The sequence below is a fragment of the Crocosphaera sp. genome (genome assembly GCF_030064895.1).
In the GTDB taxonomy this organism is placed as follows: domain Bacteria; phylum Cyanobacteriota; class Cyanobacteriia; order Cyanobacteriales; family Microcystaceae; genus Crocosphaera.
Window position 1 is genome coordinate 1 of sequence record NZ_JASJEB010000030.1, and the last position, 13,693, is coordinate 13,693.

At 34.6% G+C, this 13,693-nt stretch carries 7 protein-coding genes; 2 read left to right on the top strand and 5 right to left on the bottom strand.

The genetic code is table 11. The annotated features are described in order from the left end of the window. Nucleotides 1-169: 169 nt before the first annotated feature. On the bottom strand, nt 170-6,103 hold the full coding sequence (locus tag QNJ66_RS10015) for a translocation/assembly module TamB domain-containing protein (RefSeq protein ID WP_300505928.1): 5,934 nt from the start codon (nt 6,101-6,103) through the stop codon (nt 170-172). 148 nt (nt 6,104-6,251) lie between these two features. Between QNJ66_RS10015 and QNJ66_RS10020 the strand changes: the two genes are divergently transcribed. After that, a complete protein-coding gene (locus QNJ66_RS10020; protein ID WP_300505931.1) occupies nt 6,252-7,358 on the top strand; it encodes a Ycf66 family protein in 1,107 nt (368 codons plus the stop codon). A 3-nt stretch (nt 7,359-7,361) separates the two neighbouring features. Here QNJ66_RS10020 and QNJ66_RS10025 read toward each other — a convergent pair whose 3' ends face one another. From QNJ66_RS10025 to ctpC, 3 genes are all read right to left on the bottom strand, one after another. Then, nucleotides 7,362-8,219: an amino acid ABC transporter substrate-binding protein gene (locus QNJ66_RS10025; RefSeq protein WP_300506001.1), complete on the bottom strand. Its 858-nt coding sequence runs from the start codon at nt 8,217-8,219 to the stop codon at nt 7,362-7,364. A gap of 29 nt (nt 8,220-8,248) precedes the next feature. Continuing rightward, the gene (locus QNJ66_RS10030; protein ID WP_300505934.1) at nt 8,249-9,280 is read right to left on the bottom strand and encodes an AI-2E family transporter; all 1,032 of its coding nucleotides are present in this window, start codon (nt 9,278-9,280) and stop codon (nt 8,249-8,251) included. A 166-nt stretch (nt 9,281-9,446) separates the two neighbouring features. Continuing rightward, the gene (ctpC, locus tag QNJ66_RS10035) at nt 9,447-10,748 is read right to left on the bottom strand and encodes a carboxyl-terminal processing protease CtpC (RefSeq protein ID WP_300505936.1); all 1,302 of its coding nucleotides are present in this window, start codon (nt 10,746-10,748) and stop codon (nt 9,447-9,449) included. A gap of 201 nt (nt 10,749-10,949) precedes the next feature. Here ctpC and QNJ66_RS10040 point away from each other — a divergent pair, with 201 nt between their 5' ends. After that, nucleotides 10,950-11,750 carry an FtsQ-type POTRA domain-containing protein gene (locus QNJ66_RS10040; protein ID WP_300505939.1) on the top strand — a complete coding sequence of 267 codons (801 nt, stop codon included), beginning with the start codon at nt 10,950-10,952 and terminating at the stop codon, nt 11,748-11,750. 91 nt (nt 11,751-11,841) lie between these two features. Here QNJ66_RS10040 and QNJ66_RS10045 read toward each other — a convergent pair whose 3' ends face one another. Then, nucleotides 11,842-13,551: an ATP-binding protein gene (locus QNJ66_RS10045; RefSeq protein ID WP_300505942.1), complete on the bottom strand. Its 1,710-nt coding sequence runs from the start codon at nt 13,549-13,551 to the stop codon at nt 11,842-11,844. Nucleotides 13,552-13,693 lie beyond the last annotated feature (142 nt).

Below are 13,693 nucleotides of genomic sequence, written 5' to 3' on the forward strand. Positions count from 1 at the left end.
ATAGACAGGCTAGTTAGGACACATAAATTATATTTTAAGGGAACAGGGAACAGGGAACAGGGAACAGAAAAATGTCCTAATAGCTTTGGCGACTGCTATAGCTTTTCCCGGACTCATGAGGTACTGCTAATATCGCGCTTCCGAACTCCGAACTCCGAACTCCGAACTCCTAAAATTTACTTTCATAGCGTATGGTTGCTTCGTTTAAGGTATAGTCGTAGGAAAAGCGAATTGTGGACTTATTTTCTAGTTTATAAACGGTTTCTAGCACGGGAAATAATCGTAAATTTGTTAACCCAAGACTCTCACCAAGTTCAGTTGTTTGTTGATTGGCATTAAATACCCAATCTTGTAAGAAAGGTAAAATTACTACAGCAGATTGTATGACACCAGTTTCTACTAATTGGCTAGAATTTCGTCTTTGTAATTTTTCAACTACATCGGGCAATTGTTGACCAAACAAGGTTAATAATTCAGTATTACTTAAAGGAGGATTACTGGAAAAAGAAACAATGGGCGATCGCAATAAGTCGGCGATGGAATTTGCTCCTAAATTACTGATTTCAATACATCTGGCTAAATTATTTAAGTTTTCTGGAGAGGTTTTATTATAAGTGGCAATAGGCGGCGTATTTCCATCATTAAATTGACAAACATCATCAAAAATATTGCCAACATTGGGTAAAACTTCACTAGCACTTCCTGCAACTCTTAAGGTTATTTCGGCTGATTTTGCTCTACCACTTTGGACAATATCATCGGCAATTTCATTATCTTGAATAGAACGGAGTGCGACAGCGAAAATATATAATTTTAGTTCTAAATCAATTATGGGGTTTAATAATCCTTGTTGGGGTAAAAAAGTTAAGGTATTTTCGTTTTGATCGCTAATAAAAACACGAGTTACAGGTAAATTAACTTGACCATTATTTATTCTGATTTGTCCTGATGGTTCAATTCTTAATACTTCTGCTAAAGATAAACTATTGATTTTACCATTTAAGTTTAAATTACCACTCAGATTAAGAAATGTTTTGGGAAGAGTTAATGTTCTTTCACTTTTAAGAGAAATATTATCAATGTTTATTTTAAGGTTATTTAATTCTGGTGGAATGACAATATTATTTTTAGTGGCAAGGATTCCTACCCACTGTTGAAATAAAGGTAATTTTTCTTCCGATTTTAAACTTAAATTAGGAACTTGTATTTTCCCTTCTGTCAAGTCAATATTACCACCAATTTTGGGACTAATTAATGCACCTGTAATCATCAGATTCCCATTAATTAGTCCTTGATAAAATCCTGATTCGTTTACTTCGTCTTGACTAACTTGGATAGTAAGAGGATTATTAACAATTTGTTCCCTGGGAAGAGGTAATAATGGAAACTCTCCTGTAATATCTAAGCGTGTTTTAACAACATCTACGGTTAATTGTTCAACATTAAGACTTCTATTATTGAGGTTTACTTCTCCATTTAAGGTGAAAACTGTGGGGAGTAAATTATTAGTCAATTGTGCATTATTTAAGTTGAGGTTAATTTTACTATCAGAGTTTAAAGAAATTCTCAGTTGATTATCAATAGATATTTTTCCTTGTACGTTTGCTGTAAAATCCCCTTCTCCCCCCACCCAAATAATTTGATCGAGGGTTAAAGGTTGTAGTAAAGTAAAAGCTTCTTTTCCTAAGTTTGCTGTAATTTTAAATTGATCGTTAGTATTTTCTACAATAGGAAAAGGTAGAGTAGTAGAGAAATTAATAAATTCAGGTTGAGTCGTTGCTACTTCTAGTTTATTATTACTATAATTAAATTCTCCTCCTAAATTAATGTCAAGTAATCGAGCATTAATTGCTCCATCCTTAAATTCAAAAATACCATCAACTATGGGAGCTTTTAAATTACCATTAAGTGTCCCTTCTACATTAATAACACCGTTAACATCGCTAGGGACAATAATTAGGTTGCGCACTAAGTCTAAAGTTAAATTTTCTACTTTAAATGTGGATGAGTCAAGAGAAAAATCAGCATTATTATAAGATAAGTTAAGAATTCCTGATGCAGTTGCTTTCCCTAATTTTATTTCATGATTAACAGAAATTGTTCTATCTTGGAGTTGTCCAGTAATCTCTATTTTTTCAATAGGAATGACTTGCGAACCTTCCATAATTAATCCTAATGAGGGTACAATGGAAGCAGTAGAAGGTTGAGGAGTCCATGTCCATTTATTCCCTTCAAATTGTATGTCTATTTGAGGATTATTTATAGTTCCTTTTAGGATCATTTCTGCATTATATTGTCCTTTAATATCTAATTGTCTCGGTAAATCTCCTGCTTGCGTTTTAGCAAAAACTTCTTCTATTTTCTGATCATTAATCCAAAATTGATAAAGTTGTTCAGTAATGGAGTTTAGAGAATTTCCAGCAGCATTAGTTTGTATATTTTCTGCTGTCGTAAAGTTGGGTTGTTTAAGTCGGACTAATCTTAATAAGTTATCCCACTCATATAACTGTAAAGCTATTAGTAAATCTTCAATATTTCCTTGATTAATATCTACTTTTCCTTGAACTTCTCCTGAGTTAATATCTAAGTTAGCGAAAATATTATAATTACTATTTCCTATGATTAGTTCAGTGTTTTCTAATTGAATTAGATTATTTTTGTAGGTTAACAATGCTTCAAACTGATCTGCTATTACATCTCCAAAACGAGGAGACTTAATAATTAGTTTTCCCACAGTATTTAAGTCCGATGAATTAAAACTTATTTCTAAATTAATTAAACCTTGTAAATATTCAGGTAATCCATAGTTACCTAAAGGTGCTATTTTTAAGACATCTATAGGTAAACTGTCTACTTTGGCTACTAAATTATCATTTTTTCGTTTTACAGTGGCAAGAATAGGAACATTATTATTATAAGTTTGGCGAATTTCAAAGAAATCTATAATAGAAGTTAATGGACAATTTTCAACTAAACAGGGATTAAAAATAGCACTAATTTTATCTTGTTTTCCTTCTATATTGAAAGAAATTTTATTTGAAGATTCTATATCAATTTTTCCTGTTAACTCTGGTTCAAATTGTTGATCATTAAAACTTAAATTTGCCAAATTAACATCACCTATAATTTGTAAATTACCTGGTAATAAAGGTGCAGTTAAGAGATTCTTTCCTAATAAAGTTCCTGTAAAATTACCTTCTCCTGTTAATGCTACTGTTGTGGGTAATAGTTGTCTGTTAATAGGTATGTTATCTAATAATTGTGTCAAAGGTAATTCATCTAAGTTAAAGCTAGTATCAATATTAAAAGAAAAGTATTCAATATCTGGTGAACTCCAAATATTAGCAATAACAAAGTTTCCCTTTGCTTCAAGGTTTTGTTTTCCTGCCTCTAAATATACTCTATTGACCGTAATAGGGAGTAATGAATCAGATGTCAAAAGAGCAGTCAGAGGAAGAGAAGCATTAATTTGACTATTCAGTTTTTTAGAGGTAAAAGCGGAAAAAATATCAGCATTTAAACTAGATAAATCAATATTTTCTGTTGTAATATTACCTACAATTTGATCATTATTAATTTCTCCATCAATAGTTACTATTCCCTCTGCTATTTCTATTTCTGTATTAGTATTTCCCTGAAAATCTCTAAAATTTAATGAAAGTAAAGATGATAAATTCCCGATAAAATTAGTTTCTGCTTTTCTAACTTTTATAACAGGATATCCTTCAATAATAAATGGTGCGACAGATAAGGGAGTTAAGCTTACATTTCCTGTAATAATACCTTCGTTTATTTCTGTGTTTGCTGTGATGCTTCGATTAGCAATTAAGAGATCACTATTAGCAGTTATTTGAAAATTATTCAGGTTAGATATTAGATTAGAAAAATTTAGTGTTCTTAAGTTTCCTGCTATATTAATATCACTATTAACCAATCTAACAGGAATAGGAATTTTAGGAATAATTTGATCAATAGATAAATTGTTAATATTAGCAACTGCTGCTAAAGACTCATCTTCTAGTTCCCCTGTTACTGTAACTAAACTATCTTCTATTTTAAGAACTACATCTCCATTGCCCTTGATTTCACTTAAGTTTAGGGTTTTATTGCTCCAAATACTTTCTAAATTACCCGAAAAAATTATACGAGAATTATTAACTAATATAGGTACAGATAAATTATCAATAAATGAGTTAATCCCTAGATTTAATGTAGTAAATTCTATTTGTAAATTACTATTCTCAAGATTACTATTAATAATAACTTTTCCTTCATCAATAGATAACAAAAGATTAGAATCAAGATCAAGAGATGAAAGAAAAGACTTATTTATATCCCCAGTTAAGCGAATATTACCTTGTTGTAATACTAAATTATTAGGACATTGAATAGTAATATTAACACAGATAATACTGGAAAAAGGAGTCAAACTTAATCCTTCTGTATTAAGATAAGTTTGCCATTTTTTTGTTTTTAAGCTGCCACTTCCTGCAATATTAATAATTCCTTGTTGAGTGCGAATATTTGTATCCTTTAAGAATAAGTTATTATCTTTTATAATAATTTCACCCTGGCTAATAATCCTAGTATTAGGTTCAGCAAAATCACCAGAAGTATCCCACTTAATTAAACCATTAATGTCACTTATTTTTCCTTTTATTTTACCCTTTGCTTGTAATAAATTTAAATTGAGATCAGAAGGTAAAGGATTATAGGGACTAATTAATTTTTCAGTTGGTAAAGCTACTTCAAAATCAAGTTTAATAGGAAATTGTTGAATATCAATAGGTTTATCTTGTTTAATTAATTGAGTAATATTTTGTTTTATATTCCCTTTGGCTTCTATTTTTCCTCCCACTTGTGGCTCAATTAAAAACTTTTCTAATAAGATTTCATTTAAACTAATTTTAAACTCTCCCAAAATAGTTTTTAAAGATGTTTTTTCAAAAAAAATGGTGTTAACATTAACAAATCTCCCTTGAATTAGAGGATTACTAATTAAACCAGTTATATCAAAATTAATATTAAAATTTCCCTTTGCTTCCACTGGTAAACGAATGGGTATAACTTCAAAAACATTATCAATGCTAAAATTTTCAACAGCAATTTTTATATTACTTCCCTGCTGCCAATCATAATAACCTTGTAACCTAGTAATAATATCCCCTAAAATAAATTTTCCTTGCTCAATTAATATCTTACTTTCCTCAAACTGAAATACTAAATCTGCTTGAATAGGTTGCTTAAGAGATGTAATTTTTCCCCGCAAGTCTTCTAATGCTAAATTACCTTGTCCTTTAGTTTCTCTCAAATCTAGTAAAGATGGTAAATTAAGATTCAAATTAGCCTCAAAATAACTCTCATCAAAATTAAAAGGAAGATTAGGAAAAATAGATAACCAATCTGCTAAAGGTAATTGATTTAATTGTAAACTTAGCTGAGTTTTTGTACTGTTAACAAAAGTTTCACCTTGTAGTTTAATTTCCTTACTTTCTACTAACCCCAAACCGATATCATAAAGCCACTTTCTCTGCTCACCTTTTTGATATTCTAGATTACCAGAAACTTTAATATTGACAGTTTTTTCTGATTGGTAAGGTAATAAACTGATCTCAGTATTATTAATATCCACAGAAAGATCAAAATTCAGAGGTATTACCTCATCAGTGGCCTTGACATTTAACCATTGACCGGGTTTATTTTCACGAATATTAATCTTAACACTCTCAGGAGAGATATTAAGAGTTAATTTTCTTTCTAATAAAATAGTTAAAGGGTTAAACGTAACCTTAATCTTTTCAGCAGTCAATTGATTAGTATGTTGAGGAGTTTCTGGAATAGAAGCCCCATCTAGTTGTAAACTGGTAAAAGAAAACCCCTGTAACTCACCAATTTCCATAGGACGATGAATAACTTTACTCAGTCGTTGTTCCAACCAAGGAGGTAAATACTCCCTTAAAATGAAACTTAATCCCGAATAACCGATGAAAACAAAGGTTACAGAAGTCGTTGCTAAAATAATAGTCTTCGGTTTCTTGATAAATCTTAAAAAACGGTTGAATTTATTAGAAAAGGGGTTAGGAGGTGGAGGAGAGTGACTCATAAAGTTTTGGGGATAAAAAGACGTTAGAAGATAATTTTTTGACTACTCTAACGTACTTCCAAAAAAATCTTTCTCAGAAATAGGTGAGTAATAGGGGTCAAGATGCTTCACAATAAGAAAGAGAAACCATAAAAGGAGTAACCCACAGATGTTGGCATACATCCTAGCGATCGCTGTTGGCCTTGCAAGCTTAAGTCTTTATTTATCCGCCTTTTTTCTGCCCGAATTACACCGCAAAGACGATTTTCTCTGGAGTGGTGTGGGATTATTTTACGCCCTTGTCCTCTGGGTTTGTGCAGGAAGAATCACAGGAGGTGTACTATTAGGGCAGAGTGCCTCAGTGACGTTAGTGTTATGTTTTGGTTGGCAAACCCTACGTCTCAGAAGGGCGATCGCTAATCCCGATGAAAAAACAGATATTCGGGGATTTTCTTTCCTCGTTTGGTTACAAAACCGTTTCCAGAAATCATCATCTTCCCCTGTAGTTGAAACACCAGCAGAAACAGAAACTACTGAAGAAGTTATTTCAGAGTCTGAAACACCAGCAGAAACAGAAACTACTGAAGAAGTTATTTCAGAGTCTGAAACACCAGCAGAAACAGAAACCACCGAAGAAGTTATCTCAGAATCTGAAACATCAGCAGAAACAGAAACCACTGAAGAAGTTATCTCAGAATCTGAAACATCAGCAGAAACAGAAACCACTGAAGAAGTTATCTCAGAATCTGAAACATCAGCAGAAACAGAAACTACTGAAGTTGTCTCAGAAGTTGAACTAGAAGAAGAAACAAGCGAACTTAACACCACTTCAAGGGAGACTGAAACCCCTGAGACTAAAAAACAAGGATTTTCCTTTAAGTCCATGTTTGGAAGAGGAAAATCTCAATCTCAACCCACCCCAGAAGTCCCAGAAACTGATCTTGAAGAAAGTAACTGGGATGATGATGATGAGGTTTCAGAAATGATAGAAGAAACAGAAGATATAGCTTCTGAGATCGTTGCAGAAACCAGTGAGATTAACCAAGAAGAATCAACCGAAAATAAGACCACCGAAGTAGCAGAAAATCTTGAAGAATACGTTGCTGAATTTGAACCTTACATGGCCGATGATGATGCAGAAACCCTGATTGAAGAATACAAACCCACAACCCAATCATCTCAGTCTGAAACCACTGAAAAAGCTCCCGATCAATCTTTGAAAAGCGAAAATGATCAGGAAATTGAGCAAAAAGAAGAGGATAAAAAGTTAGATTAATTTTTAATCAAGATCGCCATTTTTTGCTCTACAAAAAGATTGAATAGACTCGAGTTGTTTAGCAATATCTCCAAACCAATTTAGGTAAAGATTTCTTGCTGGTGAAGTTCCAATTAATGAATTAATAAAACTGACCCATTGAGGATCATTATCGGGTAGAATTAGTCCGTATTCTTCGCAATCTATGGGGTTTTTTGGAACCAACAGATAATCTACACCGAGTCTTAAATCTTGCACTATTGCTTCCCCAACTAACAAAATACCATCACTAGCAAAAGCATCAATTTTATCCCCCCTTAATGCTTGTATTCCTCGATATCTACCAGTTACACCTTGAAACTGCACCAAATTTGCTAAAGGATATGTTTCAGCTATTAATTGTTCATTGGTGGTATTTTTGAGAACCCCAATATTAACATTATCTAAATTACCATCAGGATCAATGGTTTTTGCTTTGTCAGCCTCAATTAATAATTGAGTTCCTGTTAAGAAAAAGGGGGTAGAAAATTGGATTTGATATTCAGGAAGTTCTCTAATCGTATTCGGTCCACATTCTATGTCCACAATGCGATCGCTAACTAATTCAAAACGATTAAATAGGGTTGATTTATACAATTTAATAGCGATAACTTGTTTGTTTAATTCTTGTTTAAGTTCTTCTCTAAGCACAGCAATAAAATCTAAACATAACCCCTCTAAATCTCCGTTAATATCTCGATAACCAAAAGGGACAGCATCTTCTCTGATACCGACTTTTAATAACCCTGTTTTCTCAATTCTTTCCAACACAGTTTCCTCTTGTCCATGACTAGGAAGACCAGAAAAAATCAATAAAAATAGATTGATTACTATACCATAAATTTTAAAATTTTTCATTGTTTTTTACATTTTTAAACAACAGAATCCCAAGGATCTAAAATATCTTTAAATAACACTTCTTCAATCCAAGTTTTAGCTACAACAGCTAAAGGAAGAGCTAATAATAATCCTAATATACCAAAGGTTTGAGCAAAAAATATTTGTGCCATTAATGTCACCGCAGGAAGCAAAGAAACTTGTTTGGCCATAACAGTAGGAGTTAACCAATAACTTTCGATATTTTGAATTATAAAATACCAAATTAAAATCGCCCAAATTTTCCAAGGTTCATCTAATAAGGCTACCATTAAAGGAAAAACAACACTGGTAGCAGGACCCACATTAGGAATAAAGTTAAGTAACCCTGCTAATAAAGCATGAACTAACACCAATTTAACTTGTAATACTAATAACCCTAAACCGCTTAAAGTACCAATAAATAAACAATTAATAGTAACCCCAGTCAACCAATTTCCTAATGCTACTTCAGAAAGAGTCAAAATTTCTTCCCCTCGTTTGCGATAAAAGGAAGGAAATAGTTTCAAAAATAGATAACGGTATCTTGGGGGGTCTATCACCATTGTAATTGTCAGAAAAAAAACAAAGACAAGTTGTAAGATAACGAATAAAGAATTAGAGAAAACAGTAAAAAAGTTGGTAAAAATTTCTGTTAATAAAGGCTGTAAACGGGTTAATAAATCATTTAAAGAAGGAGGTGGTGGCAACCAATCAAAACGACTTTGCGTTTCTGACAATAAAATTAAATTAGTTCTTAGTCTTTCCCAAACATTAGGGAATAAAGCCAGTAATTTTTGAAATTGATCGATAAAAGGAGGAACCACTAACCAACCAAATAAAATACTTAAAAAAATGATGACAATAACAATAATAATAATGGCAAAATTCCGTCTAATCTTAAATTTTTTCAGAAATTTTACCAATCGATTTAAAGCCGTGGCAAAAACAACCGCCGTAAATACCAATAATAATACCTGTTTAATTTCCCAAAGAATATAACAGGAGATAATAAAACTAGATAAGCCAAGCCATTGACCAAGATTCATGGAACTAGAAGAAGCCTCATAGCAGTTTTCAATTTAGTGTATCAACATTTTGCTGGAATGAGTGTGAGGAGTGTGGGGAGTGTTAATATTTTAATTTAATGCAATTAAAAACAAAAAAAAGGAAGAAAGCAAGGCTTCTTCCTATCACGATTGTTATGAGTTGAAATTATCGTACATTACCACGGGCATTAGTTCCACGAGACTTGGCAATTTCCTTTTCTAGCTCTTCGTAAGCCTTTTCAAATTGAGGATCACCAAAATCGCCAATTTTATCCCGTTCCTGTTGAAGATCCTTTCTTTCCTGTTCGGTTAATTCCACAATAATATCAGGTTCAATCCCCTGTTTATTGATATCTCGACCACTGGGGGTTAAATACTTAGCAATGGTAACAGCAAGTCCGGATGTACCATCTCCTAAGCGTCGAACGGATTGTACTAAACCCTTACCAAAGGTCTTAGTTCCCACTAAAGTAGCGCGGTTGTTATCCTGTAAAGCACCGGAAAGAATTTCACTGGCACTAGCGGAACCACCATCTACCATAATCACTAAAGGTTTATCGGTCAAAGCGCGGTTTGTTGCCCGTTGCGCTTCAACTTCACCGTTACGACTTACTGTTGAGACGATACGACCTTCATCAAGCCACATCCGAGCAATTTCTACGCTAGAGTAGAGTAGTCCGCCTGGATTAGAGCGTAAGTCAAGAATATAACCGTTAACCTTAGCTGCTTCAGCCTCACGAATAGCATCGCGCATTTCTTTACTGGCCTGCGCACTAAACTGAGTCAAGCGGATATAACCAACCTTACCTGAAGGAGTTTCTTCGATACGAGCTTTAACCGGATGGAGTTCGATACGCGCGCGAATGATGGGATAATTAAATTCCTCCTCAGCACGACGGATGGTTAAAGTTACTTTACTGCCGGGTTTACCACGAATTAGTTTAACCGCGTCTTCCACTTCCATCCCTTCGGTGGTTTTGCCGTTAATTTTGGTAATCACATCTTTAGCAAGAATTCCAGCTTCAAAAGCGGGGGTATCTTCGATGGGAGCAACCACAGTTAATTCTTTGGTTTCTTCATCCTTAGTAATTTGGATACCTACACCGGTTAACTCTCCGGAGGTATCGATTTGCATATTTTTGAACTCTTCGGGGTCCATAAAACGGGTGTAGGGATCACCCAGTTGTTCTAACATTTCCCGAATAGCTTTATAAGCCTCTTCTTTGCTATTATAGGTTTTGGACTTGCCAACGTATTCTTGACGAACTGCACGCCAATCTACTTGATTAAAGGTACCATCAACATAAGTATCATTAATAACTTGCCAGACTTCGTCGACTAATCTTTTAGGATTATCTTGAAGAGAAGCAACGCTACGGGGAAGACGCAACCCTGCTCCTGTAACGGCGATAGTGGTTAAAACGGCAGCAGTTGCACCAAGAACTAACCCTTTTTTGTAATTGACCATAAGCTAAGTGTGTGTTTATGAAACTTCTATAACAGGCGATTGCTGACTCTAAGACAGGAACTTGTCTGAAGTATTTTAACTCAGTATATCTTAGACATCTATTAATTGACTTAAAGTTAATCGTTATTATTGAGTTATTTTCTCATAGAGTAAGCATTACCCCAATGATAGCATTGTCTTTAGAATAATGAGAGAAATATTATGACAGATAGTAGTCTGATTCCTACTGATTCCCTCAAAAACCAACGTCAAAACCTACGCAGTCAACGCCGTTTAAAAGCATGGCAAGGAGTTTGGCGATTTCTTTTCCTCTGCGGTATGACTGGAGGTTTAATCTGGAGTGTTAATTTACCCCATTGGTTGATTGAAGAAAAATCACAAATTAATATTTTGGGTAATGAACGACTGCATGAAGACCAAATTCATGCCATGCTGGATCTGAGTTATCCTGAATTAGTTTGGAAGCTACCGATTCATCAGTTACAGCAAAAACTGGAAAGTCAACCTCCTGTGGAAACTGTCTATCTTACTCGTCAGCTATTACCTGTAGAAGTTACTGTTATGGTCAAAGAAAGACAACCGGTGGCTGAGGGAACTATGGGAATAAAAACCGGTTTTATCGATGAGGATGGGGTTTGGATTCCTGGAACCTTCTACGAAGGAGCAAAAGATAAGCCTTCAGTTAACCTAAAAGTGTTGGGTTTGACTCCACAAAGTTTGAGCTATTGGCAAGATATTTATCCTTTAATTATCAATTCTCCTGTGAAAATTACGGCACTTGATTGGCGTGATCCCAGTAATTTAGTTTTACACACAGCTTTAGGAAAAGTGCATTGTGGAACCTATGTCAATCAGGAGCGATTTGTTGAACAATTACAAGCGTTGGGTAAACTGCGTACATTATCTTCCCAAGTAGACAAAAAACGAATTATTTATCTCGATTTATCTAAACCTGATGACCCCTCAGTTCATCTTAAAGAAATTCCCCAGAAATCTGATTAGTTGGGAATTTTCGTAAATATTAGTCAATAATTCATCAATCTATTAATTATGTTATTTTCTGGTTTAATTCTAATATCAGAATCAGTAAATTTTAGGAACTTTTTACTTTTTTAATCACCGGCATTTGTTCTAGGGGAACGGTAAAGGTAACAGTGGAACCGAGTCCTTCTCCCATACTATAAAATTCCACTTGTCCCCCCATAGCTTCCACTAGCTTTTGAGAAATAGCTAAACCTAGTCCCGTCCCTCCATAAGCTTTAGTATGGGAACCATCCACTTGCACAAATTTTTCAAAGAGTTGAGCTTGTTTATCCAGAGCAACCCCAATACCCGTATCAGTGACACTGACTTTGACGAGACCAGGAAATTGCTGATCTTCGTGTTCTATTTTCTTTTTAACTATTTCTGCATTGACTACAATACTACCTTCGTGGGTGAATTTAATGGCGTTACTGACTAAATTCAGCATCACTTGTAAGAGTCGCTGATAATTACCATAAATCATGATTGGGGTTAAGGTACTGGGTAGTTTACTGCGAAACTCCAGATGTTTGCGTTGGGCTTGGGGTAAGGTAAAATTATCCACAGCTTGGAATAATTCCACAAGTTCCACTGCACCTAACTCGAGGTCTATTTTGCCTGCTTCGATTTTAGCAATATCGAGAATATCATTGATAAGATTAAGCAAGTGTAGGGCTGATTTATGGGCTTCTTCGAGGAATTCTTGTTGTTCTTCGGCATCATCAGCCATACCGTCTAAAATCAGTTTCAGGAAGCCAATAATGCCATTGAGAGGTGTTCTCAGTTCGTGGGTGGTACTGGCTAAAAAGTCACTTTTGAGACGGGATGCTTCTTCAGCAGCGAGGGTTGCTTGTTCCAGTTCTTGATAGAGGGTAGCATGGGCGATAGCTGTTCCTACTTGATCAGCTAATTCTTGGATTAGTTCCACTTCGGCCGGGGACCATGACCGACTGCGATCGCATTGCTGCAAACAGATTAAACCGTTGCGTTTATTTTGATAAAAGGTAGAAACAATTAAATTAGATTGTACTTTATGACAATTTTCGAGTAATTCTTCAAAAATTAGGGGTTCTCGTTGGTTTAAGGCTTGTTTCCAGGTGTTATCATCTTCAGGAATCAAACGACTGCCTAATTCTGAATGAAAATAAGACTGATGGTACTCTGCTTTAACTTCTAAATATGCTTGGTCCGGTCCGATGGCAATCATCAGACAACGACTAACTTGCAACGCTTCTCCAAGACTATCTACAGTTTGTTGCCAAATGGTTTCTAAATTAAGGGTACGTCGAATTTTTCTGGCAATTTTGGTCAGGAGTTTTTGATAGGGGTCAGGATGGGTGGGTAAGGCGGAATTATTAATTAAACTGAGGTCATTATCTTGTAAGCGATGTCCCATTACAATAATGCTGGTTGCTTGTTTGTGTTTGGATAAAATAGGACTAATGACTAATTCTAGGGCAAAAGTTTGACCTTTATATTCAAATTGACAATAACATTGTTCGGGGATTTTTCTTTCTAATACCCGTTTAATTCTTTCGTAGTAAGCGTCTGGGGAAATTGGTTTTAGGCTTTGTTCTGGAAAAAAACCGATAATATCTTCGGCTTCAATGGTTAGTTCTTCCCCTAAATCTCCATAAAATGACAGGTATTTCCCTGATCCGTCTTGAATATATACTAACTCAGCTTCCAATGCTTGCCATAAGGCAGGGTTGGTCATTGCATTTGACGGGATATCATTGGCACTAGAGGAAGATTTTTGTATTTTTATCAAGGAAGTCATGGGTCATTTTTTAAGATACAAAGGACTGGGCAAGCATGATGTTTCTTTATAATCGCCTCATGAGGTTAGTATGCCCCAAAATTTGATAAAACGATCAAACCTTGAAGGTGGGTAATGAGAAAAGATTTCTTGATTAAAGGTT